19 protein-coding genes are annotated in these 25,933 nt (G+C 72.5%); 12 read left to right on the top strand and 7 right to left on the bottom strand.

The window, feature by feature from the left end:
* The first annotated feature begins 183 nt into the window (after positions 1-183).
* From ACFVW8_RS03220 to ACFVW8_RS03170, 11 genes are all read left to right on the top strand, one after another.
* Positions 184-765, top strand: coding sequence for a cysteine hydrolase family protein (locus ACFVW8_RS03220; RefSeq protein ID WP_389685845.1), 582 nt, complete (start codon positions 184-186; stop codon positions 763-765).
* Positions 766-815: 50 nt separating this feature from the next.
* Positions 816-1,634 carry a nucleotidyltransferase gene (locus tag ACFVW8_RS03215; protein WP_389685844.1) on the top strand — a complete coding sequence of 273 codons (819 nt, stop codon included), beginning with the start codon at positions 816-818 and terminating at the stop codon, positions 1,632-1,634.
* A 58-nt stretch (positions 1,635-1,692) separates the two neighbouring features.
* On the top strand, positions 1,693-2,295 hold the full coding sequence (locus ACFVW8_RS03210; RefSeq protein WP_389685843.1) for an RNA polymerase sigma factor: 603 nt from the start codon (positions 1,693-1,695) through the stop codon (positions 2,293-2,295).
* Positions 2,292-3,188, top strand: coding sequence for a hypothetical protein (locus tag ACFVW8_RS03205; RefSeq protein ID WP_389685842.1), 897 nt, complete (start codon positions 2,292-2,294; stop codon positions 3,186-3,188). The genes ACFVW8_RS03210 and ACFVW8_RS03205 overlap by 4 nt, the downstream gene beginning before the upstream one ends.
* Before the next feature lie 10 nt (positions 3,189-3,198).
* Complete coding sequence (locus tag ACFVW8_RS03200; protein WP_389685841.1) at positions 3,199-3,993, top strand: ABC transporter ATP-binding protein; 795 nt, start codon at positions 3,199-3,201, stop codon at positions 3,991-3,993.
* Positions 3,990-5,357 (top strand): hypothetical protein, encoded by a 1,368-nt coding sequence (locus ACFVW8_RS03195; RefSeq protein WP_389685840.1) that lies wholly within the window; start codon positions 3,990-3,992, stop codon positions 5,355-5,357. Before ACFVW8_RS03200 ends, ACFVW8_RS03195 begins: the two co-directional genes overlap by 4 nt.
* Positions 5,354-6,001: a hypothetical protein gene (locus ACFVW8_RS03190; protein WP_389685839.1), complete on the top strand. Its 648-nt coding sequence runs from the start codon at positions 5,354-5,356 to the stop codon at positions 5,999-6,001. Before ACFVW8_RS03195 ends, ACFVW8_RS03190 begins: the two co-directional genes overlap by 4 nt.
* A gap of 134 nt (positions 6,002-6,135) precedes the next feature.
* Positions 6,136-6,828: a spermidine synthase gene (locus tag ACFVW8_RS03185; protein ID WP_389685838.1), complete on the top strand. Its 693-nt coding sequence runs from the start codon at positions 6,136-6,138 to the stop codon at positions 6,826-6,828.
* Positions 6,829-7,062: 234 nt separating this feature from the next.
* Complete coding sequence (locus tag ACFVW8_RS03180; RefSeq protein WP_361178083.1) at positions 7,063-7,800, top strand: response regulator transcription factor; 738 nt, start codon at positions 7,063-7,065, stop codon at positions 7,798-7,800.
* On the top strand, positions 7,797-8,870 hold the full coding sequence (locus ACFVW8_RS03175; RefSeq protein ID WP_389685837.1) for an ATP-binding protein: 1,074 nt from the start codon (positions 7,797-7,799) through the stop codon (positions 8,868-8,870). The genes ACFVW8_RS03180 and ACFVW8_RS03175 overlap by 4 nt, the downstream gene beginning before the upstream one ends.
* Before the next feature lie 257 nt (positions 8,871-9,127).
* Complete coding sequence (locus tag ACFVW8_RS03170; RefSeq protein ID WP_389685836.1) at positions 9,128-12,961, top strand: multifunctional oxoglutarate decarboxylase/oxoglutarate dehydrogenase thiamine pyrophosphate-binding subunit/dihydrolipoyllysine-residue succinyltransferase subunit; 3,834 nt, start codon at positions 9,128-9,130, stop codon at positions 12,959-12,961.
* A 95-nt stretch (positions 12,962-13,056) separates the two neighbouring features.
* Here ACFVW8_RS03170 and ACFVW8_RS03165 read toward each other — a convergent pair whose 3' ends face one another.
* A complete protein-coding gene (locus ACFVW8_RS03165) occupies positions 13,057-13,905 on the bottom strand; it encodes a helix-turn-helix transcriptional regulator (protein WP_389685835.1) in 849 nt (282 codons plus the stop codon).
* Between the two features lie 148 nt (positions 13,906-14,053).
* Here ACFVW8_RS03165 and ACFVW8_RS03160 point away from each other — a divergent pair, with 148 nt between their 5' ends.
* Positions 14,054-14,833, top strand: coding sequence for an NAD(P)H-dependent oxidoreductase (locus tag ACFVW8_RS03160; RefSeq protein ID WP_389685834.1), 780 nt, complete (start codon positions 14,054-14,056; stop codon positions 14,831-14,833).
* Between the two features lie 84 nt (positions 14,834-14,917).
* Here ACFVW8_RS03160 and fxsT (ACFVW8_RS03155) read toward each other — a convergent pair whose 3' ends face one another.
* From fxsT (ACFVW8_RS03155) to fxsT (ACFVW8_RS03130), 6 genes are all read right to left on the bottom strand, one after another.
* A complete protein-coding gene (fxsT, locus tag ACFVW8_RS03155; protein WP_389685833.1) occupies positions 14,918-18,226 on the bottom strand; it encodes an FxSxx-COOH system tetratricopeptide repeat protein in 3,309 nt (1,102 codons plus the stop codon).
* Positions 18,216-19,517 (bottom strand): CHAT domain-containing protein, encoded by a 1,302-nt coding sequence (locus ACFVW8_RS03150; RefSeq protein ID WP_389685832.1) that lies wholly within the window; start codon positions 19,515-19,517, stop codon positions 18,216-18,218. The genes fxsT (ACFVW8_RS03155) and ACFVW8_RS03150 overlap by 11 nt, the downstream gene beginning before the upstream one ends.
* Complete coding sequence (locus ACFVW8_RS03145) at positions 19,507-21,417, bottom strand: hypothetical protein (RefSeq protein ID WP_389685831.1); 1,911 nt, start codon at positions 21,415-21,417, stop codon at positions 19,507-19,509. The genes ACFVW8_RS03150 and ACFVW8_RS03145 overlap by 11 nt, the downstream gene beginning before the upstream one ends.
* Positions 21,418-21,422: 5 nt before the next feature.
* A complete protein-coding gene (locus tag ACFVW8_RS03140) occupies positions 21,423-22,388 on the bottom strand; it encodes an AAA family ATPase (protein WP_389685830.1) in 966 nt (321 codons plus the stop codon).
* Positions 22,385-22,798, bottom strand: coding sequence for a CU044_2847 family protein (locus ACFVW8_RS03135; RefSeq protein ID WP_389685829.1), 414 nt, complete (start codon positions 22,796-22,798; stop codon positions 22,385-22,387). The genes ACFVW8_RS03140 and ACFVW8_RS03135 overlap by 4 nt, the downstream gene beginning before the upstream one ends.
* A gap of 83 nt (positions 22,799-22,881) precedes the next feature.
* Positions 22,882-25,875 (bottom strand): FxSxx-COOH system tetratricopeptide repeat protein, encoded by a 2,994-nt coding sequence (gene fxsT, locus ACFVW8_RS03130; RefSeq protein WP_389685828.1) that lies wholly within the window; start codon positions 25,873-25,875, stop codon positions 22,882-22,884.
* Between the last annotated feature and the right edge of the window lie 58 nt (positions 25,876-25,933).

Here is a 25,933-nt window from a genome sequence, read left to right as displayed (position 1 = left end):
AGCGATCACGTGAGCGGCTGCCTCTGTGGCTGCCTCTGCCGGCCTCTGTGCCCTGGTCCAACGCCGGACGGGGCCTGCGTAGTCCCCGCGCCGGTTCCGCCGTGCTCCTCCGGGCTGCCCGGGTCGTGTCCGGGCGTACGAAATCCCCTGGAAGGCCTCGGCGGCGCCGGACAGGATGGCGCCATGAACGATGTCGCACCTCCCTCGCATGCCCTGCTGGTCGTGGACGTCCAGAAGGCGGGCGTGACGGGCGATCGGGCGGTGCCCGGCGCGGCCGGGCTGCTGGGGCGCACGTCGGAACTGATCGCACGGGCCCGCCGCGGCGGCGCCCTGATCGTGCATGTCCAGAACGACGGCGCACCGGGCTCGGGCGACGAGCCGTACACACCGGGCTGGGCGCTGCACCTTCCCGTGCGCACGGGCCCCACCGAGGTCGTGATGCGAAAGACCAGGGACGACGGCTTCGCGGGCACGTCCCTCGGGGAGCTGCTGACGGGAGCCGGTGTCGAGTCGCTGGTGGTGTGCGGGGTGATGTCCGAGATGTGCGTCCAGGCCACGGCCCGCACCGCTCTGGCCCTCGGCTACCGGGTCGTCCTCCCGTACGACGCCCATGCGACGCAGGACATCCCGGCCGCGCCCGGCATAAGCGCCGCCGTACCGGCCGCCGTGGTGTCCCGGGTCGCGGCATGGGCGATCAGCGGCGATGCCGAGGTCACCGTGCCGGCCCCGGATGTGACGTTCACCGCGCCGTCACGTCCGCGCTGAGGCCCGAAAAGCATTCGGCACGGCCCGGCCCGACGGGGCAGAGTGCGTGCATGAGCGAAGACCGAGGGCTGGAACGGGACGGCACGATCGCACGGGAGGGCTCCCTGGACCGGGTGCCCGCGCCGTTCGCGGCGGTCGTGGCCGCGGCCCGTACCCGCGTCACCGAGGTCTTCGGCCCCGACCGGCTGGACAGCGCCTACGTCTACGGCAGCATTCCGCGCGGCACGGCCGTCCCCGGCGTCTCCGACCTGGACCTGCTGCTCGCCCTGCGGGACCGGCCCACCGGTCAGGACCGGACCGACGCGGACGGGATCGAGGCCGCGCTGGACGCCGCGTTCGACACCATCGACGGGGTCGGCATCGTGCTGGACGGCGCGGACACACTGCTCAGCGAGCTCGAACGCCACGACGGCGGCTTCTTCGTCGCCTGCCTGTGCACCCCGCTGCTCGGCGACGACCTCGCCGCACAACTGCCGCGTTACCGGCCGACCTCGCTGCTCGCCCGCGAGACCAACGGCGATCTGTGCCTGCTGCTCCCGGGCTGGCACAAGCGGGCCGCCGAGGCCACCACGGACGCCGAACGCCTCGCCATGAGCCGCGGCGTCGCCCGCCGGATCGTCCGCACGGGCTTCACCCTGGTCATGCCGGAGTGGGGCGGCTGGACCAGCGATCTGGCCGAGTCCGCCGAACTGTTCGCCCGCTACCGCCCGGACCTGCCCGAACGGGCCGATCAGATGCGGCTGGCCGCCCGCACGGGCCGAGCCCCGACCGCCGACCCGGCGGTCCTGTCGATGCTCGTCGACGACCTCGCTCCGTGGCTGGCGGCCGAACACATCGCGGTGCACGGCGAGAAGGCCCCGAGACCCTGACCGCGTTCGCCGGCCCGGTACGTGAACCGAGCAGGGTGCGGCCTCCGATAGAGGAGGTGTGAGCCACTTGCGCCCCTCGGGGGACGAACCGACCGACGAAGCGCTGCTGCGCGCCGTCGCACAGGGGGACACGACGGCCCTGGCCGCTCTCTACGACCGGCATTCCGGCTGGCTGCTGGCCCGGCTGAACCGGCGGTGCGCCGACGCGGAGACCGTACGGGAGGTACTTCAGGACACCTTCGTCACGGCCTGGCGCTCGGCCGGTTCGCACCGGGGCGCCGAGGCCGGCGGCTGGCTCTGGGTGATCGCCGCCCGCCGGCTGGTCGACGCGCAGCGGACCCGGGCCAGGACCGAGCGGGTGGCACGGGCCGATCACACCGACGGCGACCGGTGGGCGGCTGCCGTGCCGTCCGCCGAGGACCGGGTGCTGGCCGGTCTCGAATACGGCGACGTGGGCGCCGCGCTCGACCGGATCTCGCCCGAGCTCCGGGAGGTCCTGCGGGCCACGGTCATCGACGGGCTCACCACCCGGGAGGCCGCCCGGCTGCTCGGCATACCGGAGGGGACGGTCAAGACCCGGGCCTCGCGGGCCCGTCGCGAACTGCGGACCGCGCTGGACCGGCTGACTGCGGAGAACGGCCCCCTTGGAGGCACGGCATGACGGTCTGGCACGTGGGCAACGAACTGGCCGGGCGGTACGCCGCCGGCACCGCCGCCGAGACGGACGCCTGGTCCCTGGAGAAGCACGTCGAGTCGTGTGCGCGCTGCGCGGCCCGGGTGTCGGCGTCGGTACGCGAACGGGGGGGCGCGGTACCGCTGCTGGAGGGGGTGCGGACGGCGGTGCTGGCTGCGGTGGCGGCGGAACCGGTGCGGGGTCCCGTGCGGGGACGGGGCCGGACGCTCATGCGGTGGCCGGGGCCGGCCGGCCGGATCGGGCGGGTGCTGTGGGCGGCCGGGCCCGCTCTGCGGGGGGCGTGGGCGGCTGCGCTGGTGCTGGTCGCGCTCGGGGCCGTCGTGCTGGCGTACGGGGGCGGACTCGGCTCCACGGCCCGGCCGCTGCTCCTGGTCGTCGCGCCGGTGCTGCCGCTCGCCGGGGTCGGCGTCTCGTACGGGCGCTCCGGCGACCCGATGCACGAGATCACCACCACGGCTCCGGGCGGCGGGCTGCGGCTGTTGCTGATCAGGACGGCGGCGGTACTCGCGGTGGCCGTCCCGGTGCTCACGCTCGCCTGGGCGGTGCTGCCCGCGTCGGCCGGCGGTCCGGGGGCCGTGGCATGGCTGCTGCCGGGACTGGCCATGACGCTGGCGGCGCTGGCGCTGGGCAGTTACCTCGGCTGCCGTACCGGCGCCTCGACGGTCGCCGCGTGCTGGGCCGCGGCCGTCCTCGTACCCGCCGTCGGGACGCGGACCTCGGGGTTCGGCGAGCCGCTGGCTGCGGCCGCCCGCTACTTCGCGGGGCCCGCCGCGCAGAGCGTCTGGGCGGCAGCGGCCGTGTTCTGCGCCGGGCTGCTCGCCCTGCGCCGCAGATCCTTCGACCACCTGGAGAAGTCATGAGCGTGATCGCGTGAGCAGCACAGTCAGCGTGACCGGCCTGACGGTCCGGTACCGCCGTACGACCGTCCTGGACGGCATCGATCTCGACTTCGCGCCCGGCGTGCACGGACTGCTCGGGCCGAACGGCGCCGGGAAGACCTCGCTGATCCGCGTGGTGTCCACGGCCGCCGCGCCGGCCTCCGGACGGGTCGAACTGCTGGGCAGCGAGGTCGGTGCGGCGGCGCACCACCGCAGCCGCGCGGCGGTCCGGCGCAGGCTGGGGTATCTGCCGCAGGAGTTCGGCTTCTACCCGGGGTTCACCGTCCGCGAGTTCGTCGCCTACGTGGCCTGGCTCAAGGAGATGGACGGGGCGCGGATCGCGGCGGCGGTGGAGCGTGCGGTGGACCGGGTGGGTCTGACGGACCGGATCGACGCGCGGATGAAGACCTTGTCGGGCGGCATGGTGCGGCGCGTGGGCATCGCCCAGGCGATCGTCAACGAACCGGATCTGCTGCTGCTCGACGAGCCGACCGCCGGTCTGGACCCGGAGCAGCGGGTCGAGTTCCGCACGCTGATGCGGGAGCTCGGCGAGCGCGCCACGGTGATCCTCTCCACGCATCTCGTCGAGGACGTGGCCACGGCCTGCGCCGATGTGACGCTGGTCGAGGCGGGGCGGGTCGCGTACCGGGGGACGACGGCCGAGCTGTCGGCCCTCGGCGGCGGGAACGGCGAGGGCGGTGACGGGGGGCTGCTCGACGGAAGCCCGATCGAGCGCGGCTACACCGCCGCCCTGCGCGCCCACCGTGAGACGGCGGCCGCCCGATGACGACGACCGGCACCCTCGCCCCCGAGCAGCAGGACTCCCCCACTCCCCGGCCCGCCCGGTCGCCCGGCGCGTACCGGCCGACGCTCCACGTGCTGCGGACCGAGCTGCGGCGCGGCATCGCGCCGTGGACGGGTGTCTGTACGGCGGTCATCCTCGGCGTCAGCATGGCGACCACGGCCGACAGATGGCAGGGCGGCTGGGGCGAGACCCAGGGACATCTCCACGCGGCCGCCTCGCTGCTCGCCGGTCCGATGGTGGCGGCTGCCGCTTGCTGGCAGGGCGCCCGCGAGCACCGACGCTCGACCGACGAACTCTGGCTCTCCACTCCGCGTGCCAGGTCCGCGCGGGTCGTGTTGGCCGCGCTGCCCGTCGCGCTCTGGGCGGTCGCCGGCTATCTCCTCGTGCTGGCCGCCTCTCTGCTGGCCACCTGGCCGTACGCCGGGAGCGGCAGCCCGTTCCCGTCCTTCGCCGTCGTGAACTGCGCCTTCCTGCTGGCCGTCGGGCTGCTGGGGTTCGTCGTCGGCCAACGCTGCCGTTGGCGGCTGGCCGCTCCCGCCCTTGCCGTGGTGCTGTACGTCGTCCTCGGCGTACCGGACTACTCGGAGTGGCCGGCGCGGTACCTCGATCCGGCCTTTCAGTACTACCTCAGCGGCTCGCTGCCCGTGTGGTGGTTCGCCCCGGCGATGGTGGCGTGGACCGGCGGGCTCGGCCTGGCCGCGCTGGTCTCCCACGCGGCCAGGCGCAAGCGCCTCGTCCTCGTGCCGCTCGCCGTGGCGGCGGCCGTCGCACCGTTCATCGCGCTCACGGGCCCCGGCCTGCTCCCCCCTGATCCCGCCCGCGACCGCCTTGTCTGCACGGACGGCACTCCGCGGGTGTGTCTGAACGGGCTCGACGCGGCGCTGCTCCCACAGGCCTCCCAGGCACTGTCCGGGCTCATCGAGCGGCTGGACGAGGTGCCGGGAGCACCGGTCGGGTACGTGGGTCACGAGGTCCGGGAGGGATCCGGCGAGATCCAGCTGTCGATGCCCGCCCGAGGCTGGGGGATCGTGCGCGACCGGCTGAGCAAGCCCGAGGACTTCGTCTGGCAGGCGGCCGCATCGATGACCTTCGAGCGCCGGGAATGCCCGGACTCCTCGGGGGCCAAGAAGCCCGGCGGCTCGGACGACTCCGGCCGGGTCATGGATACCGACGACGCCGTCACGAACTGGCTCGCCGGCCGGCGCGCCGTGCAGCCCCCCGGCGCGGAGAAGAGGCCGCTGTTCCGCCGCCTCGAAGCCATGCCCGCCCCCCAGCGCCGCGTCTGGCTCGGCCGCTACCTGGCCACGCGCAAGAGCTGCGACCCGTCGGAGGTACCCGTCCTGTGAACGCCACCGCCGACGCCGCACCGAACCAGTCCGCCCTCCGGCCCGAACTGCCCCTTCTCTACATCCGCTCCCGCGGCCTCCCCCGTACCGTCGCCGCACTGGCCTGCGTCGTTCTCCTCGCGGCCTGGGCCGCCGACTGGCTGGAGGACCAGCCGGGCTTCGATCACACCGCCCGCGTCCCCGTCCTCGTGCTGGCCCCGCTGCTGGTGTCCGCGGCGGTCGGCACCAGCCTGTACGCCGCAGCCGACGAGCTCGACCGGACCGCGGTGCGCCGCTGGTGGCCGCGGCGGCTCACGCATCTGCTCGCGCTCACCCTCCCGGCCGCGGCGGCGCTCGCGCTGGCCGTCCCGGGGCATCCCGAGGCGTTCGGCGCGCCCGGCATGGTCCGTAACGTGCTCGGCGCGAGCGGGGTGGCGGCCGCCTCCGCCGCCCTGGTGGGGGCCCGGCTCAGCTGGCTGCCGATGACCGTCTACTGCGGTGCGGTGTACCTGGCCGCGCCGCGCACCCCGGGTGGCGCGGCCGCCCTGTGGGCCTGGCCGATGCAGCCGGGGCCGCAGGCGGGGGCCTGGTTCGTGGCGTTGCCGGTGTACGCGGTGGGGGCGGCGCTGTTCGCGGTGCGCGGGGCCCGCACCGAGCGCGGCTGACCGAATCGGTCCGCCCACGCCCACCCCCGTGCCCGATCGGGCAATCCATTGGCCCGGCGGCTGCCCGGCGGGCCAGGATGGGGCTGACACCGACCGGCGGTGACACCCATCGACATCCAGCGGAGACCAGCGCCATGCACCACACCTTCGGCCCCGACGCCCTCGCCCCCGTCACCCTCGACCGCCGCGAGGGACCGTACGGGGAGGTGGTCCTGCGCAGGCGGGGCGACAACTTCGAGATCATCGCCAACGGGTGCTTCCTGATGGACACCTCCGACGGGCGCTCCGAGCGGCTGCTGATCGACGCCGCCCTCGCCGCGCTGCCCGCCGGGCGGACCGCCCCGGCGGTGCTCATCGGCGGGCTCGGGGTCGGTTTCTCGCTCGTCCGGGCCGCCGCCGAACCCCGCTGGGGGCGGATCGCGGTGGTGGAACGGGAGCAGGCCATCGTGGACTGGCACCTGGCCGGGCCGCTGGGCGGGATCTCCGGGGCGGCGCTCGCCGATCCGCGGACCGAGGTCCTGACGACGGACCTCGTCGCCCATCTTCGTACGACTACGGACCGTTACGACGCACTGTGTCTGGACATCGACAACGGCCCGGACTGGACCGTCACCGACGACAACGAGAACCTCTACTCGCCGGCCGGTCTCGCCGACTGTCACCAGCGGCTCACCCCCGGCGGGGTGCTCGCGGTGTGGTCCGCACAGCCGTCCGCCATGTTCGAACAAGCCTTGCGGAATGCCGGATTCCAGGTGGTTCGAACCGAAGAGGTAGGCGTTGCCCGAGGTGTGCCCGACGTGGTCCATCTCGCAATTCGAGCAGCCTGAGACCCCCCGCCGGGGTATGCGGGCCCCGGGACGCCCGGGTGCCAAGCGCCACAAGAGCGACACTCCGCGGCCTTTGCGCGACCAACGCGCTCCCGTGTCCTTGCACCCTGCGTAGCCGGAAGCCGCCCGCTGCCTTTACGCTGCTTGCCGATAGCGGGATCTCCCACGAAATTCACAAGCGAAAACCGTGCGTCCGGGGGAATGGCCCCCGTGAGAGCGGGCAGGGGCGGGGCGATGGAACAGACACACACCACCCACAACGGTGTCGCGGCCACCCCGGGCGCGCAGCGCCGGGTGCTGGTGGTCGAGGACGAAGCGACGATCGTCGATGCCATTTCCGCCCGACTGCGGGCCGAGGGCTTCCTGGTGCAGACCGCGCTCGACGGCCCCGCGGCCGTGGACGCGGCGGAGGCCTGGCAGCCGGATCTGATGGTGCTCGACATCATGCTTCCCGGTTTCGACGGGCTTGAGGTCTGCCGACGCGTGCAGGCGCAGCGCCCGGTGCCGGTGCTGATGCTGACCGCCCGCGACGACGAGACCGACATGCTGGTCGGCCTCGGGGTCGGCGCCGACGACTACATGACCAAGCCGTTCTCCATGCGTGAGCTGGCGGCCCGGGTGCACGTCCTGCTGCGCCGGGTCGAGCGGGCCGCGCTGGCCGCCGTGACGCCGCGCAGCGGCATACTGCGACTCGGCGAGCTGGAGATCGACCACGCGCAGCGCCGGGTGCGGGTGCGTGCGGACGACGTCCATCTGACGCCGACCGAGTTCGACCTGCTGGTCTGCCTGGCCAACACGCCGCGTGCGGTGCTCTCCCGGGAGCAGCTGCTGGCCGAGGTCTGGGACTGGGCGGATGCCTCGGGCACCCGCACCGTCGACAGCCACATCAAGGCGCTGCGCCGGAAGATCGGCGCGGAGCGGATCCGTACCGTGCACGGCGTCGGCTACGCCCTGGAGACCCCGGCGCCATGACCCCCGGACCGGGGCTGCGGCCGTTCTCGATCAAGGCCAAGCTGGGCACGCTCGTCGTCGTCTCGGTGTTCATCACGACCGGGCTGCTGATGGTGGCCCTGCGCACCCGGACCGAGCTGCGGTTCATCACGGTGTTCTCGGTCATCGCGACCCTGCTGATCACCCAGTTCGTGGCTCACGGTCTGACCGCGCCGCTGGACGAGATGAGAGCGGTGGCCCGGTCGATCTCGCACGGCGACTACACCAGACGGGTGAGCGGCGCCGACCGGCGTGACGAGCTGGGCGACCTGGCGCAGACGATCAACCTGATGGCGGACGATCTGGAGGCCGTCGACCGGCACCGCAAGGAGCTGGTGGCGAATGTCTCACACGAGCTGCGCACACCCATCGCGGCGCTGAGAGCCGTGCTGGAGAACGTCGTGGACGGGGTGTCATCAGCCGATCCGGAGACGATGCGCACGGCCCTCAAACAGACGGAACGGCTCGGCCGGCTGGTGGAGACGCTGCTGGATCTGTCCCGGCTCGACAACGGTGTGGTCACGTTGAAGGCCCGCCGTTTCGAGGTGTGGCCGTATCTGTCGGGGGTGCTGAAGGAGGCGAATCTCGCCGCCGCCCACCGCCGGCTGTCCTCCGGCTCCGGGAACTCCACCCGCAAGGACGTCCATCTGCACCTGGACGTGTCCCCGCCCGAGCTGACCGCGCACGCGGACGCCGAGCGGCTGCACCAGGTGGTGGCCAATCTCATCGACAACGCGGTGAAGCACAGCCCGCCGCACGGCCGGGTCACGGTGCTCGCCCGGCGCGGGGCACAGCCCGAGTCACTGGACCTGGAGGTCCTGGACGAGGGCCCCGGCATTCCGGAGGCCGAGCGGCACCGGGTCTTCGAGCGCTTCAACCGTGGCGAGGTGACGTCCCCGCACGGTCCGGGCAGCGACGGCGGTACGGGCCTCGGCCTGGCGATCGCCCGCTGGGCGGTGGATCTGCACGGCGGACGGATCGGTGTGGCCGAATCGGTTCGCGGATGCCGCATCCGCGTCACCCTTCCGGGGATCCATCAACCGCGAGGTTGACATAGGGTTCGAACCGGAAGGGCACGTTCTGCGTGTTCTGTTCAAGGGGTACGGTCCAAGGGGCCGTAACTGCGGTCTCGCGTACCCGGAGCAATGCGGAACCAAGCTTGTTTCCCGCCATTTCCTGCGCCGAAACCCGACTTTCGATGTGACTTGCACGACGAAGACCGGCCCGGTCCGCATGGAACGGTCCGGGAGGCGTAGCCTTGATTTCCGCTGTCCACCACCTTGTGAAGCGGAAGAGGGCGGTTGCCGCCGTGTCGTCTCAGTCCCCCAGTAACTCGAGCATCTCGACCGACCAAGCCAGCCCGGGTTCGAACCCGGCTGCTGCTTTCGGCCCCAATGAGTGGCTCGTCGACGAGATCTACCAGCAGTACCTCCAGGATCCCAATTCGGTCGATCGCGCCTGGTGGGACTTCTTCGCCGACTACAAGCCGGGCACTTCCGGCACGGCGGACAAGCCCGTTCCCGGCGCCGCAGCCGCGGGGGCTGCGACGCCAGCGGCTCCGGCCGTGACCGCGCCGACCGCCACCAACCACACCGCTCCGGCCGCACCGGCGAAGCCCGCGGCCCAGGCTCCGGCCCCGGCCGCACCCGCTGCCCCGGCGCCCGCCCCTGCCGCGCCCGCACCGGCCGCCCCGGCGGCTCCGGTGAAGGCCGCCCCTGCTCCGGCAGCAGCGGCTCCGGCAGCCAAGACCGCCGAGCCGGCCACCGAGGCGCCGGCCGGGCCCGAGTACGTGACGCTGCGCGGCCCCTCGGCCGCGGTCGCGAAGAACATGAACGCCTCGCTGGAGCTGCCGACGGCCACGTCCGTGCGCGCCGTCCCGGTGAAGCTGCTCTTCGACAACCGCATCGTCATCAACAACCACCTCAAGCGCGCCCGCGGCGGGAAGATCTCCTTCACGCACCTCATCGGGTACGCGATGGTGCAGGCCCTCAAGGCCATGCCGGCGATGAACTACTCCTTCGCCCAGAAGGACGGCAAGCCGACCCTGGTCAAGCCGGAGCACGTCAACCTCGGTCTGGCCATCGACCTGGTGAAGCCGAACGGCGACCGCCAGCTGGTCGTCGCGGCCATCAAGAAGGCCGAGACGCTCAACTTCTTCGAGTTCTGGCAGGCCTACGAGGACATCGTCCGCCGGGCCCGCAACGGCAAGCTCGGCATGGACGACTTCACCGGCGTCACCGCCTCGCTGACCAACCCCGGCGGTATCGGCACCGTTCACTCGGTGCCCCGCCTGATGCCCGGACAGGGCCTCATCATGGGCGTCGGCGCGATGGACTACCCGGCGGAGTTCCAGGGCACGTCGCAGGACACCCTGAACAAGCTGGGCATCTCCAAGGTCATGACGCTGACCTCGACGTACGACCACCGGGTCATCCAGGGAGCCGCCTCCGGCGAGTTCCTGCGGATCCTCAGCCAGCTGCTGCTCGGCGAGAACGGGTTCTACGACGAGATCTTCAAGGCGCTCCGCATCCCCTACGAGCCGGTCCGCTGGCTCAAGGACATCGACGCCTCGCACGACGACGACGTCACCAAGGCCGCGCGGGTCTTCGAGCTGATCCACTCCTACCGGGTCCGCGGCCACGTCATGGCCGACACCGACCCGCTGGAGTACCGCCAGCGCAAGCACCCCGACCTCGACATCACCGAGCACGGCCTCACCCTGTGGGACCTGGAGCGGGACTTCGCGGTCGGCGGCTTCGCCGGGCAGACCCTGATGAAGCTCCGCGACATCCTCGGTGTGCTGCGTGAGTCGTACTGCCGCACCACCGGCATCGAGTTCATGCACATCCAGGACCCGAAGGAGCGCAAGTGGCTCCAGGACCGGGTGGAGCGTCCGCGCCCCGCGCCGGAGCGCGAGGAGCAGCTGCGGATCCTGCGCCGGCTCAACGCCGCCGAGGCGTTCGAGACGTTCCTGCAGACCAAGTACGTCGGCCAGAAGCGGTTCTCGCTGGAGGGCGGCGAGTCCGTCATCCCGCTGCTCGACGCGGTCATCGACTCCGCGGCCGAGGCGCGCCTCGACGAGGTCGTCATCGGCATGGCCCACCGCGGCCGGCTGAACGTGCTGGCCAACATCGTCGGCAAGTCGTACGCGCAGATCTTCCGGGAGTTCGAGGGCAACCTCGACCCCCGGTCGATGCACGGCTCCGGCGACGTGAAGTACCACCTGGGCGCCGAGGGCACCTTCACCGGTCTGGACGGCGAGCAGATCAAGGTCTCGCTGGCCGCCAACCCCTCGCACCTGGAGGCGGTCGACCCGGTCCTGGAGGGCATCGCCCGCGCCAAGCAGGACATCATCAACAAGGCGGGCACGGACTTCACGGTGCTGCCCGTCGCGCTCCACGGCGACGCGGCCTTCGCGGGCCAGGGCGTCGTCGCCGAGACGCTCAACATGTCGCAGCTGCGCGGTTACCGCACCGGCGGCACGGTGCACGTGGTGATCAACAACCAGGTCGGCTTCACCGCCGCCCCGGAGGCCTCGCGCTCCTCGATGTACGCGACGGACGTCGCGCGCATGATCGAGGCGCCGATCATCCACGTCAACGGTGACGACCCGGAGGCCGTGGTCCGCGTCGCGCGGCTCGCCTTCGAGTACCGGCAGACGTTCAACAAGGACGTCGTCATCGACCTCATCTGCTACCGCCGCCGCGGTCACAACGAGGGCGACAACCCGGAGTTCACCAACCCGCAGATGTACACGCTGATCGACAAGAAGCGCTCGGTGCGCAAGCTCTACACCGAGTCCCTCATCGGTCGCGGCGACATCACGCTGGAAGAGGCCGAGCAGGCGCTCCAGGACTTCCAGGGCCAGCTGGAGAAGGTGTTCGCGGAGGTCCGCGAAGCCACCTCCGCGCCGTCCCAGCCGCATGTCCCGGACGTCCAGGCCGAGTTCCCGGTGGCCGTGACCACCGGGGTCTCCTCGGAGGTCGTGAAGCTGATCGCCGAGTCGCAGGTCAACATCCCCGACCGGATCACCGTCCACCCCCGTCTGATGCCGCAGATGCAGCGCCGCGCCGCCTCGGTGGACAACGGCACCATCGACTGGGGCATGGGCGAGACGCTGGCCATCGGATCGCTGCTGATGGAGGGCACCCCGGTCCGGCTCGCCGGCCAGGACACCCGCCGCGGCACGTTCGGTCAGCGCCACGCGGTGCTCGTCGACCAGAAGACCGGCGAGGACTACACCCCGCTGCTCTACCTCTCCGAGGACCAGGCCCGGTACAACGTCTACGACTCGCTGCTCAGCGAGTACGCGGCGATGGGCTTCGAGTACGGCTACTCGCTGGCCCGCCCGGAGTCGCTGGTCATCTGGGAGGCCCAGTTCGGTGACTTCGTCAACGGCGCGCAGACCGTCGTCGACGAGTTCATCTCCTCGGCCGAGCAGAAGTGGGGCCAGACCTCCGGCGTCACGCTGCTGCTGCCGCACGGCTACGAGGGCCAGGGCCCGGACCACTCGTCCGCCCGCCCGGAGCGCTTCCTCCAGATGTGCGCGCAGGACAACATGACGGTCGCCATGCCGACGCTGCCGTCGAACTACTTCCACCTCCTGCGGTGGCAGGTGCACAACCCGCACCACAAGCCGCTGATCGTCTTCACCCCGAAGTCGATGCTCCGCCTGAAGGCGGCCGCGTCGAAGGTGGAGGAGTTCACCACCGGCGGCTTCCGCCCGGTGATCGGCGACGACTCGGTCGACCCGAACGCGGTCCGCAAGGTCGTCTTCTGCGCCGGCAAGGTCTACTACGACCTCGAGGCCGAGCGCGAGAAGCGTGGCGTCACGGACACCGCGATCATCCGCCTCGAGCGCCTGTACCCGCTGCCGGGTGCCGAGCTCCAGGCGGAGATCGCCAAGTACCCGAACGCCGAGAAGTACCTGTGGACGCAGGAGGAGCCGGCCAACCAGGGCGCCTGGCCGTTCATCGCCCTGAACCTCATCGACCACCTGGATCTGGCCGTCGGCGCCGACGTCCCGCACGGTGAGCGCCTGCGCCGCATCTCGCGGCCGCGCGGCTCCTCCCCCGCGGTCGGCTCGGCCAAGCGGCACCAGGCCGAGCAGACCCAGCTGCTCGACGAGGTCTTCGAGGCCTGACCGGCACGTCACGAACCGAGGGCCCGGCTCCGCGAAACCAACGCGGGGCCGGGCCCTCGGCTTTGCCCCGGGCCGTCGGGCCGGTACCGGCCCTGTTACTCGCGCACCTGAGCATTCGCTGCGGGATGCGCCTCATCGCTGTCCGCGTCCAGGCCGGCGAGCAGGCGCAGCCCGTCCTCGGCGGGGCTGCCGGGGGCCCCGGACAGCACCAGCAGCTCCATGCCCGATTCATCCGGCAGCGCGAAGTTCTCCTGGTGCAGGTCAAGCAGTCCGACCAGCGGGTGTCTGTACGCCTTGTGTCCGTGCGTGCGGGCGCGCACGTCCGCGCGGGCCCAGAGGCGCCGGAAGCGCTCACTGCCCATCGCCAGCTCGCCGATGAGCGAGGCCAGGCGGGGGTCCTCGGGGTATTTCCCGGCGGACAGGCGCAGGTGCCCGACCACGTCGAGGGTGCAGTTCTCCCAGTCCGCGTAGAGGCCGCTCCCGGCCTCCTCCAGAAAGATGTGCCGGGCGGTGTTCAGACCCGGCAGCGGCCGGCCGAGGAGAAGCCCGGCGAGCCGGTTGCCTGCGAGCACGTCCAGGCGGTGGTCCATGATCAGCGCGGGTGCGTCGGGGACCAGATCGAGGACGCGCAGCAGCTCCGGCCGGACCCGCCCGCCCGGCGCCTTCGGTCGGCGGCGGCGCTGCCGGGCGAGCCGGTCGAGGTGCCCGCGTTCGGTCTCGTCGAGGCCGAGGACACGGGCGAGCGCGTCGAGAACCTGCTCGGAGGGCTGCGTCGCCCGGCCCTGCTCCAGGCGGACGTAGTAGTCGACGCTGACGCCGGACAGATGCGCGACCTCTTCGCGGCGCAGGCCTTCGACCCGGCGGCGGCTGTCGGTGGGGATGCCGACGGCTGCCGGGTCGACTCGGGAACGCCGGGTCCGCAGGAAGCCCGCCAGATCGTCCATGGCCCCAGTATGGCCTCGGTGTTGCCCGCGAAGGTGGCCCTGCCGATACCAGGAAGTCCCGTCCGACGGAAGAGCCGCCCCTGAACGCCGGGCGCCGCGACGTCCAGGATCGAGGCATCCGATCCGAAGCCGATCCGAAGGAGTCCCCGTGAGGACACTGATCGTCCACGCCCATCCGGAGCCGAACTCGCTCAACAGCTCGCTGAAGGACCTGGCCGTGTCCACGTTGGAGGCCGCCGGGCACGAGGTGCGGGTGAGCGATCTCTACGCGATGAACTGGAAGGCGGCGGTGGACGCCTCGGACTACGGCCCGAACGCGTCGAGTCCGCTGAAGGTCGCCCGGGACTCGGGCCGGGCCTTCGACGCCGGGACGCTCACTCCGGACGTCCTCGCCGAGCAGGAGAAGCTGCTGTGGGCCGACACGGTCATCTTCCAGTTCCCGCTGTGGTGGTACGGCATGCCCGCGATCCTCAAGGGCTGGGTGGACCGGGTGTTCACCTATCGCTTCGCGTACGGCGTCGGCGAACACAGCGACACCAAGTACGGCGAGCGGTTCGGCGAAGGAACCCTCGCGGGCAGGAAGGCCCTGCTGTCGGTGACCGTCGGCGGCCCGGAGTCGCATTACTCCGCTCGCGGGATCAACGGACCCATCGACGATCTGCTGTTCCCGGTCCAGCACGGCATCCTCTACTACCCGGGCATCGAGGCGCTGCCGCCGTTCGTGCTGTACGGCGCCGACCGGCTGACCGGCGAGGACTACCGGGACGCGGCCAAGGCCTGGGAGCAGCGCCTGCTCACCCTGCAGTCGACCGAGCCGATCGCGTTCCGCCCGCAGAACTTCGGTGACTACGAGATCCCCTCGCTGCATCTGAAGGAAGGGCTGGAGCCCGCGGGGCGCACGGGTTTCGGGCTGCACGTGCGCGGCTGACCGCGCCGGCGGCCGAAGCCTCCGGACCGCGCCGCTCAGACCGGCCGGGGCCCGGCCGGGCGTCATTCGGGAGAACGGGCCGGCTCAGATGATGAGCGGCTCGAAGAGCCAGAAGTCGGGTTCGGCGTCGGTCGGTACGGTCCCGATCGCCGCACAGCAGTCCACGGACAGCGGGTGGCGGGTCCCCAGTGCGGCATCGGCCCGCTCCCGGTTGGCCCGTCCCAGTTCGCGTGCGGCCCCGAGCCGCCCCGTCCGGGCCCGCATGAGCACCGCGTTGAGCGCGCAGCCGATCGTCCACGGGTGGCTCTCGCCGACCGCCCAGGACATCCGGGTGCGGGCCCGCTCGATCTCGTCGTACCCGTGGTCCCTGTCCCCCAGGGTCCACCGCATCAGGCCCAGGTTGCCCTGGGTGCCGACGGTGTACGGGTGGCGGTCGCCCAGCATCCGCCGGTAGCCGTCCACCACCTGCTCGTGCAGCCGCAGCGCCTGCCGGTGATCGCCCGCCTCCCGTTCCGCGCCCGCGGCAGCCGTGGTGATCAGCAGGGTGAGCGGGTCGTGCTCGCCCAGCAGCCGCAGCGAGACGTCCCTGGTCGCGGTGAGCGCGGGCAGGGCGGACCGGGCGCCCTCCAGGGCGTACTGACAGAGCGTCAGGTGGTACTGGGCGCGCAGTGTCTGCGGGTTGTTGCCGCCCATCCGGCGCAGATGGCGTTGGACCGTCTCCCGCAGGGCGACCTCCGCCTCCCGGTCCCGGCCGAGCAGCCGAAGGTCCATGGCGCGGTTGATCTCCGAGTAGAGCGTGGCGGGGGCCTCCGGCGGCAGCACGGCCCGCCGCCGCTCCAGGGTGAATTCGTCCTGCTCCAGCGCCTGGGCGTACCGGCCGAGCAGGCGCAGTGACACCGCGAGGTTGTTCTCCGCGTTGAGGGTGCGGGGGTCGTCCTGACCCAGCAGCTGCCGGTCCCGGTCCCGGATCGACACGGACAGGTCCAGCGCCTCGCGGTAGCGGCCGAGGCCCCGCAGATCGGCGGCGAGCCCGCCGGCGGCCCGCAGATGGTCCGGGTCCAGTTCGCCGCGCTCGGCCGCCAGGAAGTCGGCGGTGGTGCGCTCCACGCCCTCGCTGGTCCGGTAGTCGCCCAGCGCGCGCAGCAGATTGGCGTAGTGGTGGCGCAGGTCCCAGATACGCGGGTGGGCCGGCCCCAGCAGGGTCTGCCAGGATTCCATCGCGGGGGCGGCGAACCGGACACCGCTGCCGTACTCGCCCGAAAGGTACATGTAGCGCAGGCAGTTGAGGACCAGCCGCTGTACCGGCGGATCGTCGCTCTCCAGGACCTCGGCCCATTTGAGGTGGGGGGTGAGCGCGGCGTAGGCCGGCCAGTGGCGGATGTCCGCGGGGTCGCCCGGGTCGGCGGCGGCCAGTGCGCTCCGGGCCGCTTCCCGGTAGGCCTGGCGGTCGCTCTCCGCTGTGTATCCGCGGACGTACTGGTGGACCATGCGGTGGATCTGCAGCGCCTCGTCGTCCCCGCCGGCGAGCGGCCCGGGGTCGGCCTCCAGGCGCACGACGGCGCGGTCCACCAGATCGCGCACCGCCCTGGCCTGTCGGGCGTCGTCCGCCGGAAGGCCGGGCAGGGCTGCGCCTTCCAGCAGCCGTACGGGGATGGACCCGGGTGCGAAGAACGCGCAGAGCCGCAGGAGTTCGTAGGCGTCCGGGGATGTGTCGCGCAGCTGGGCCAGCTGGATCGACCAGCCGGTGAGGAAGGCGAGCGGGTAGTCGACCGAGACCTTGAAGACGTCCTCCCGGTGGGGGTTCTCCAGGAGCCCGAGATACTCCTCCACCGGCAGGTCGGAGCCGTTGAGCCAGCCCGCGGTCTGGTCGAGGAGCAGCGGCAGGTCCTCCAGCACCTCGGCCAGCCGGTCGGCCTCGGCGCTGCTCAGCCGTGGGGCGCGGCGCCGGATGAAACCGACCGACTCCTCGCGGCGGTAGGCGGCCACATCGACCGGTGTGCCGCCGCCCTCGTCCTCCCCGGTACTGCGGGAGGTGATCAGCACGTGGCCCGTGCCGGCCGGCACCAGGTCGCGGATCTGGTCCGGTTCGTCGGCACCGTCCAGCACGACCAGCCAGCGGCCGTACGGTTCGCCGAGGCGCAGCGCCTCGTGCAGGGCGCGCAGCCGCTCCCCGTACTCCGGGCCCGTGGACAGGCGGAGTTCGGTGGCGAGTTCGGCGAGCTTCTGGCGGCAGTGGGCGCGGCGGTCGGCGGGCACCCACCACACCACGTCGTACTCGAAGCCGAACCGGTGGACGTACTCGGCGGCCAGTTGTGTCTTGCCCACCCCCGGCATCCCGGACAGGGTGACGGTGGCCCCGCCGGTCCCGCCCGCGTGGAACGCCTCGTACATATCGGCCAGCAGTTCCTCGCGGCCGGTGAAGCGGGTGTTGCGGCGCGGCACCCCGCCCCACACCTCGGGGGTCTCGGCCGGGTGGTGGGGCCCCGCCCGGGCGGCGACGTCCTCGGGCAGCGGGTCGGTGGAGAGCCCCAGGCGCAGGAGCAGCCGGCGCTCGGCCTCCTGCGCACCGGCCCCGTACAGCTCCAGCGGGTCCAGCAGGGAGACCGCGCCGCGCAACGGGGCGAAGTGCGTGAACCAGACCGCGGCGAAGCGGTCCGGGTCCGGGCCGACGACCCTGCGCAGAGCCCGGTCCCACTCCTCGCGGCTCCGGTCGCCGAGCTGGACGTACCGGTGGCTGAGCAGGAGCAGCACGCGCCCGCCGGGGCGCGCGAGTTCGCGCAGGGAGTCCTCCAGCGGACCGCCCGCCGGGGGGTCCCAGCGCTGTTGGAGGACCGTCAGCCCGCGCCGCTCCAGCCGGTCGGCGGTCCAGGCCGCCCAGGCCCGGTCGGAGTCGGCGTAGCTGAGGGTGAGGGTGGTGGTGCCGGACGGGGGCGGGACGGGTGGCGTGGTCCTGGCGGGCGCGGCCGGGCCCCACCGCCTGGCCGGGCCCGGAGGCGGCGCCTGGGGGCCTGCCGGCTCCTTGATGCGGCAGGGCAGTTCGGCCCTGCGGACCGGGGCGCCCCACTGGTTGGAGATGGTCAGCCGCAGCACGGCAGGCCCGGTGGCGGTGCCCGCGGTGACGAGGAACCGCGCAGGGCCGTACGTACCGCCGAAGCGGTGCAGTACGAGTCCGGGGTCGTCGAGCACCTCGCAGACGAAGTGCGGGGCGCCGTCCAGCGAGACGCTGAAGGCCAGCTCCTCCTCCTCGTACGGCCATGCCTCGCTGTCCTCCTCGTTGCGGGCGTTCAGCGGGCCGCGCAGGTCGACGCCGACGCACTGGACGGCGCCGGGTCCGACCTCGTGCAGCCAGCCCACGACGGGCTCGATCAACAGGGGCAGCTCTTCACCGTTCATGCTCGGCGCCCTCCCGGGGGCGGGGGCCGTCCGCGTACCGGCCGGTGAGGTGCAGCGTGCTGAGCGGGTGCCCGTAGTACTGGAACATCAGGCTGTAGAGCAGCCGCAGGACGTTGCGCTGGCCCCGCTCGTCGAACGTGCCGTCGTCCCGGACCAGCAGCGGAACCCCGCCCTCGGCGAGAAAGGCCTCGTGGGCTGCTGTCCGGAAGGCCCGTAACGCCCGTGCCACCGGCCGGTCCGGGTCGGCGGTCACCGTCTCGACGAGCCGGCGGATCAGCTCGCGGGCCTCGGCGTCGCCGACCTTCCCCGCGGTGACGATGCAGCCGCCGGCCCCGTTGCCGAGGAAGACCTCGGTGAAGCCCCGCAGATACTGCCGGCCGTCGCCGTCGTGGTCGAGGAACCGGCCGGAGTGGCAGGCGTTGAGGCAGACCAGCGAACCGTCCCTGCCGAGCAGCCGCATCTCGTGGTCGTGGTACTCCGCCCATGTGACGTCGGCCAGGGTGAGATTGCTGAGCTCCTGGTCGAAGGTGCCGTGGCAGCCCATGTAGACGAGTCCGGTCCGGTCGGCGGTGTGTTCGTCCAGGCTTCTGAGGAAGGACACGATGCCGGAGTGCGGTCGGTGCTCGTAGGCGTGGAAGACCTCCCGGTCGGAGTGCATGTCCGGGTGGAAGTAGCCGAGTACCGCACCGGCCGGGGCGGCGACGTCGGTCGGGAAGTCGTCTCCGCCGCGGACCGCGTCGAACCAGCGCGCCAGGTCGACGAGCATGCCGAGCATTCCGCCGGGCAGTCCCGCCTCCGGCACCGGCGGCAGGGTGAGCGCCTCCCAGGGCAGGTCGAATCCGGTCTGGTCCAGGATCACGAGCTGCAGGGAGTCGCCGTGGACCTGCCGGCAGCGGTTGATCCAGTCGGTCAGCGGTCCCTGGTTCAGTGACCAGCGGCGGATGGAGCGGAGCAGTTCGGACGGGGGGTCGCCACCCTGCCTGGCGTTGCCGAGACTGATCGACACCGGCCGCCGCTGGCCGCCGCCCGAGGTGTACGGGAGCGGCGCAACACCGTGGCACCAGGCCTCGAAGCCGAAGGTCTCCGGATGTCCGGGATAAGGGCGCCGGCGCCGCACCCTGATGCGGGCGTACGTCGTGTCGGGTGCCTGTCTGGCATCGGCCGCCGCCGCGCCGAGCCCCAGCGGAGTGCCGGTGAGCGCCCTGGCCGGTACGGCGGGCCGCGGTCCTGGCAGCGCCTGTCCGGCCCGCCGCCCGATCCGCCGGATCACCTTGAGGGGGTCATCGCGCACGGCCCGCCTCCCCGTCGCCGTCCCGCGCCGCGATCACGACGCCACCGAGCGCGTCCGCGAGTTCGGCGGGCAGCGCGGTGTACGGACGCCGCCCCGGGTCGACCACGACGCTGTGCAGCCGGGAGCGGCCCAGGGCCCTGATCCGTCCGGCGGCCTCCACCGCGTCCGTCGTCCCGGTCCGCCCGACCGGGCCCCGGTCCTGGTGTCCGGTGCGCCCCGCGGCCAGCGGCACGTTGCCCCGTCCGTCGGTGACGACCACGAGCAGGGCCTCGACGAGTCCGGCGCGGTGGTGGCGGAAGGCCCGGCGCAGGGCGCTGCCCGCCTGGTCGAGTCCGTGGGCTAGCGGGGTGGCGCGGCCGGGCGGCCGGACGAGCGCGGCGGCGATCCTCGGGTCCCTGGTGGACCTGGCCGAGAAGGAACCGGCCCGCAGTTCGTTCGCCGCGCCCCGGGCGCCGACCTCGACGACATGGACGGTGGCCCGGGTGACGTAGGCCCACTGCAGGAAGGGTTCGAGCGTCGTGTGCCAGTCCTGGTCGCCGCGGCAGGTGTGGTCGAGTACGAGGGTGAGCATCCGGACGGGTTCGGGCGCCCGGACGTATCCGCGCAGGTCCTGCGGCACGATCACCAGCGGACCGGGCCCGCCGCGTATCGCCCGGTACTTCGCGGCCTCCATCGCGGTACGCACCGGGGCGAGGTCCCACAGGTCACGGGCGCGCCGCACCCCGACGACGGCACCGCGGGAGGCGCGGGCGCCCGCTGTCCTGCGGGCGGGCGTCCGGAGCGTTCCCCCGTCCGTCCCCGGCCCCGCCGTGTCCTCCGGGTACGGGGACGAGGAGGCCGGCCGGTCGCCGGGGACCGGGGCCGGCCCGAGGGACACGACGGTCTCGGGCTCCTGAACCAACGGGCCTGCCTCGACGGCCGGTTCGCGGACGGGACGGAGCCCGGCGGGGGGAGGCTCCGGGCCGGGCCCGGAGGGCTCGGGCAGCTCGTGGACCGGGGCGGGCTCGGGCGGCGTCGACGGCCGGTGGGCCGCGCGGAGGCGGATCAGCCGGGCGGCCCTGCCGACATGAGCGGCGGTGACCAGGAGCGGGGCGTCGGGCGCGGCTTCGCGGCCGGGCCGTACCCGCTCGGCCTCGTCCAGCCGGGCCAGGGCGCGGGCGATACGGCCCAGGGCCAGCGCCCTGCGCTGTCCGAGGCCGTCGCGGTCGTCCAGGTGGTCCAGCACCGACGCGGCGAACTCCTCGCCGAGCGTGACGGACGGACGCGGGGCCCCCGGGGTCAGCGCCGCGGCCCAGGCGGCGGGGAGCGGTCCGAGCGGCTCCGGGCCCGGCGTGGGCCGCAGATCCGGGACGCCGAGACGTACGGCGAAGCGGTCCAGGAGGTGCGGCGAGAGGTGCACGGCGTCCTCGGACCGGCAGAACGCCAGCCAACGGGCGCGGGGCGTCCAGCTGCGCCGGATTCCGGAGTGTTCGAGGGTGGCGACGTCCGCGCCGAGGAGCTGGACGGCCGCCCGCATTCCGGGAACGCTCAGCCGGGCCAGGTCGGGCACGACGACCAGCGGCGGGCTGTCCGCCGTCTCGGCCAGCGGGCCGGGCCCGAGGGCGAATTCGATGCCGTCCGGACCCCGCCGCACCCGGGGCCGCAGCCACAGGTCCTCGTCGACGGTCGACGCGTCGAGCGTCGTGCGGGGCACCCCGGCCCCCGGCGGCCGGCCACCTGCCGCACCGAGGACCTCGGCGAACACCCGGGCCACGGCGGACACGTGCTCCGGAGGCAGGTCGAAGAGCAGCACACCGGTCAGCGCCGGTTCCAGCACGGAGCAGACGAGCGCCGTCAGGAGCCGGTGCGAGACGTCGTCCGGCTCCCCCGGGTCCTGGGCCTGCGGCGGCCGGGCGGACATCCTGCTCAGCCGAACAGGTCGTCGAGGACGGCGTCCTCTTCCGGCCCCCAGGCGAACTCCGAACCGTGGGCGGAATCGGGCCTGCGGTGGCGCAGTGCGAGCGGCAGCACCCGGCGCACATGCCGGGGCTCCACCCGTTGTGCCTCCTCCCTGGCGGCCAGCGCGCGGGCGGCCTTGGCCGCCAGGAGGTCACCCCGCTGCCCGACGGCGCCCGTCCGGGCCGCTGCCCCGGCGCAGAGCCTGCTGACGTCCTCCTCCAGCCGGACGTCCGTCAGCCGGTCGCGGGCGGCCAGCAGCTGCCCGCGCAGCCGGTTGTTCTCCTCGTGGGCGGCCAGCAGCCAGGCGGAGCCGGCGGATTCGCGCTCCTCCTCGAAGGTGAGCACGGTGGTGATCATCCGGTGGCGCTCCTCGATGTCCAGCTCGGCCGCCGTGACCATCAGCCCGAAGCGGTCCAGCAGTTGGGCGCGCAGGCTGCCCTCCTCCGGATTCATCGTGCCGACGAGCCCGAAGGAGACATGGGTCTCGGTGTCGATGCCCTCGCGCTGGACGGACAGCACTCCCGTGGAGACCACGTCCAGGATGATGTTGACGATGTGGTCATCGAGGAGGTTGACCTCGTCGACGTACAACATCCCCTTCTCATGGGCCTCTTCGAGCAGCCCGGTCTGCCGTTTCGCCTCGCCGTGCATCAGCGCGTCCAGCTCCCAGCCGCCGAGCACCCGGTCGTCGGTCGCGTTGATCGGCAGGGTGACGGGCAGCTTTCCGCCGGTCATCAGCGCGAAGGCACGCACGACGGTGGACTTGGCCGTGCCGCGCTGTCCGGCGATGAGCACCCCGCCGATGCCCGGTGCGATGAAGTTCAGCTCCAGGGCGAGCTTCAGCCCGTCCTGTCCGACGACCCTGCTGTACGGGAGGATCGGCGCCGGCGGCGTCCGCCGGCCTGGCACCTCCGGCCGGGCCGCCCCGCTCATGAGGAGGTCACCACCGCGGTGGCCCGCTCCCCGCGTCCCGGCTGCCACCGGAAGGTGACCTGTATCTGCGCCTCCGCGCCGGCCTTCACCACGGCGGCCATGCCCGCCTCGAAGGTGATGCCGACCTGGAGCTCGACCTCGTCGGGCCGCAGCCCGTCCCCCAGGTCACCGAGTCTGCGCATGGCCTGGGAGGCACAGCGGCGCGCGAGGTCGAGCCCGTCCCCGTAGAGATCGCCCGCCGCTCCCATGACACGTCTGGCCGCGCCGGTGCCGTCCCGGGTCTCCTCACTTCGGTACACCGAGTCCACGTCACGGGCCGACACCCCGGTCCCGGTGTACGCCTCTGCGTCCACCACGACCGGGATCGGGCCGTCCTCCCCGGGTATCACCGGACCGACAACGACAGCCATACGCCCCCCCTGGATGACCAATAAGCCTGTCTCACGAGGTTACTGACGCCTCATCACCATGCGTGCGGGTTTCCGGAACCCACTCAGATGATCGAAGGCTCGAAGTCCCAGAACGGGCGGTTCCGGGACCGCGCCGAGACAGTGTGGACATGCTGGGCCCCGAGTGTCGCCGTCAGGTCCCCGAGCGCCTCCGACTCGACCTTCTCCGCCCGCTGCCTGTCCCGGAGGCCCCGCAGATCAGCCGCGTACGCGATGCGGGCGGAGAGCGTCAGGGGATGAGTGCGGCCCAGGACCTCGGTGGCCCGGGTGACGACCGAGTCCGTCAACTCCGCGGCCGACTCCGGGTCGCCCACCAGATTGCGCAGCGCGGAGGCGTTGATCGCGCAGCCCAGGGTCCAGGGGTGGTGCTCGCCCACGGCCCGGCCCATCTCGGCGAGGGCCTCTTCCAGGAGATGGTGGGCGTGGTCCCGCTCGCCCACGTTGCGCAGGATCAGGGCATGGTTGACCCGGGTACCCGACACGTACGGATGCTCCTCGCCGAGCATCTCCACATAGCCGTCCACGACCTTCTCGCTTATGCCCCTGGCCTGGTCGATGTCGCCGTGCTCGCGGGCGAAGAAGCTCTGGCTGGCCGCGAACATCATGGTCAGCGGGTCTCGCTCGCCCAGAACCCGTTCACCCCGTTCCAGCACCCTGGTGAACAGCGCGGCGGCCTTGCTCCGCTCGCCGGAGCGGTACTGGCAGAGGGCGAGGTTGTGTTCGGCAAGCAGTGTCTGGGGGTTGTCGTTCCCCATGACGAGCCGGTGCACCCGGACACTCTGGCTCTGGAGCGATTCGGCCTCTGTGTAGCGGCCGAGCAGACGGAGGTCGGTGGCGTAGTTGAGTTCGGAGTAGAGGGTCCACCTGTGGCGCGGCCTGAGCAGCTGGCGACGGGCTTCCATGGTGCGCCGGTTGAGCTCCAGCGCTTCCTCGTACCGGCCCAGCAGCCGGAGCGACACGGCCAGGTTGTTCTGCGCGCTGAGGGTGCGCGAGTCCTGGTCACCGAGCAGTTCGCGGTAGGCGGTCAGCATCCAGCTGGACATCTCGTATGCCTCGTCGTACTGGCCGAGGCCCCGCAGATCGGCCGCGAGGCCGCCGGCGGCGCGCAGGTGCTCCAGGTCCTCGGCGCCCCGCTCGGCGCGCAGATGGTCGACGGCGGCCCGCTCAATGACCTCGGTCCCGGCGTAGTCGCCGACGGCCCGCAACAGGTTGGCGTAGTGGTAGCTGAGGTCCCAGACCCGGGGGTGGTTCTCGCCCAGCAGCTCGCGCCAGGCCGCCATGGCACGGGAGCCCAGCTTGATGCCGGCCCGGTACTCGCCGGAGAGGTACATGTAGCGCAGGCAGTTGAGCACCAGGCTCTGCACCGCGGGGTCGGTGCTGAACAGCACGTCGGCCCACTTCAGGTGCGGGGCGATCTCCGCGTACGTGGGCCACTGCCTGGTGTCCGTGGGGCGGCCTGGGTCCGCGGCGGCGAGAGCGCGGCGGACCACGTCGATGAACTCCTGGCGGTCGCGCTCCGGCATGTCCTTGCGGACGATCTGGTGGACCATGCGGTGCAGGTAGATCGACTCGCCGGAGGACGTCTCGTCGGCGACGGACTCGTGGGACTCCAGGCGGACCACGGAGTACTGACGCAGCTGCCCGATCGCCTTGTTCCACAGCAGCGGGTCGTTCATCAGGCCGGAGAGCTGCTCGGGCATCTCTCCCGGCGGCATCTCCTTCAGCAGCCGTACGGGAATGGAGCCGGGGGCGAAGAAGCTGCACAGCCGCAGCAGGTCGACGGACTCGGGGACGGTGTCCCGGAGCTTGTTCAGCAGTATCGACCAGGCGGTCTGGAAGGCCAGCGGGAAGTCGGCGGAGACCTTGACGACGTCCTGGTCGATGCCGCCGCCCAGGAGCTCGATGTACTCCTCGACCGACATGTCGGAGTCGTTCAGCCAGCCGGCCGTCTGGTCGAGCAGCAGCGGGAGGTCCTCCAGCGCCTCGGCGAGCCGGTCGGCCTCGGTCTGGGTGAGGCGCGGGGCCCGGCGGCGGATGAAGGCGACCGACTCGTCGCGGGCGTAGACCGGCACCTCGACGAGGTTGCTGTTGTGCTCGCTCCACTCGGGGTTGCGGGAGGTGATCAGGACGTGGCCGGGGCCGGTCGGCACCAGGTCCCAGATCTGTTCCGGCTCGTCGGCTCCGTCCAGGACCAGCAGCCAGTGGGAGTGCGGGTCGCCGCGGCGCAGCGAGTCACGTACGGCGCGCAGCCGTTCGCCGTACTCCGCGCCGGTGGACAGGCCGAGCTCCGGGGCGAGTTCGGCGAGCTTCTGGCGGTAGAGGGCGCGCCGGTCGGCGGGGACCCACCACACCACGTCGTACTCGGAGCCGAACCGGTAGACGTACTCGGCGGCCAGCTGGGTCTTGCCCACGCCGGACATGCCGTGGAGCGCGACGACGCCCGCGCCGCTCCCGGCGTCCTGAAGGGCGGTGTAGGCCTTGCTGAGCAGTTCCTCGCGGCCGGTGAAGCGGGTGTTCCGGCGCGGCACCCCGCCCCAGACCTCGGGGGTGTCGGCGGGGTAGCGCGGGCCCGGCCGCCCCACGGCGGTCTCGGGCAGCGGATCGGTGGGCAGTCCCAGCCGCACCAGCAGCCGCCGTTCGGCCTCGTCCGCGCCGACGTTCGTCAGGTCCGCGGCGCCGTAGACCGAGGTGGCGCCGGGCAGGGCCGCGGTGGTGAGGGACACCGCGGCGAAACGGTCCGGATCGGGGGCGACGACCTCGCGCAGGGCCCGGTTCCACTCCTCGTGGCTGCGGGGCCCGACCTGGAAGTACCAGTCGCTGAGCAGGACCAGGATCCGGCCGCGGGACAGCATCAGGTCCCGCAGGGCGTCCTCCAGCGGGACCTCGACCGGCGGGTCCCAGCGCTGCTGTACGACCGTCACCCCGCGCCGCTCGAGCCGGTCCGCGATCCACGCCGCCCAGGCCCGGTTGAAACCGGCGAAACTGAGGGTGACGGTTTGCGCCCCGGTTGCTCCAACTTGCTTACGCGTTCCGGGCATTCAACCGTCTCCCTGACCTCGTTGCGAGCTCTTTCAAGATACACCGGAGCGGTCCCGC

This window comes from Streptomyces sp. NPDC058221, assembly GCF_042882365.1.
GTDB lineage: Bacteria > Actinomycetota > Actinomycetes > Streptomycetales > Streptomycetaceae > Streptomyces.
This window is presented reverse-complemented; position numbering and strand designations above follow the sequence as displayed.

Coding starts and splice junctions, on each gene's coding strand:
- ACFVW8_RS03220 (WP_389685845.1), top strand. CDS start 184: ATGAACGATGTCGCACCTCCCTCGCATGCCCTGCTGGTCGTGGACGTC.
- ACFVW8_RS03215 (WP_389685844.1), top strand. CDS start 816: ATGAGCGAAGACCGAGGGCTGGAACGGGACGGCACGATCGCACGGGAG.
- ACFVW8_RS03205 (WP_389685842.1), top strand. CDS start 2,292: ATGACGGTCTGGCACGTGGGCAACGAACTGGCCGGGCGGTACGCCGCC.
- ACFVW8_RS03195 (WP_389685840.1), top strand. CDS start 3,990: ATGACGACGACCGGCACCCTCGCCCCCGAGCAGCAGGACTCCCCCACT.
- ACFVW8_RS03185 (WP_389685838.1), top strand. CDS start 6,136: ATGCACCACACCTTCGGCCCCGACGCCCTCGCCCCCGTCACCCTCGAC.
- ACFVW8_RS03180 (WP_361178083.1), top strand. CDS start 7,063: ATGGAACAGACACACACCACCCACAACGGTGTCGCGGCCACCCCGGGC.
- ACFVW8_RS03175 (WP_389685837.1), top strand. CDS start 7,797: ATGACCCCCGGACCGGGGCTGCGGCCGTTCTCGATCAAGGCCAAGCTG.
- ACFVW8_RS03165 (WP_389685835.1), bottom strand. CDS start 13,905: ATGGACGATCTGGCGGGCTTCCTGCGGACCCGGCGTTCCCGAGTCGAC.
- fxsT (WP_389685833.1), bottom strand. CDS start 18,226: ATGAACGGTGAAGAGCTGCCCCTGTTGATCGAGCCCGTCGTGGGCTGG.
- ACFVW8_RS03145 (WP_389685831.1), bottom strand. CDS start 21,417: ATGTCCGCCCGGCCGCCGCAGGCCCAGGACCCGGGGGAGCCGGACGAC.
- ACFVW8_RS03140 (WP_389685830.1), bottom strand. CDS start 22,388: ATGAGCGGGGCGGCCCGGCCGGAGGTGCCAGGCCGGCGGACGCCGCCG.
- ACFVW8_RS03135 (WP_389685829.1), bottom strand. CDS start 22,798: ATGGCTGTCGTTGTCGGTCCGGTGATACCCGGGGAGGACGGCCCGATC.
- fxsT (WP_389685828.1), bottom strand. CDS start 25,875: ATGCCCGGAACGCGTAAGCAAGTTGGAGCAACCGGGGCGCAAACCGTC.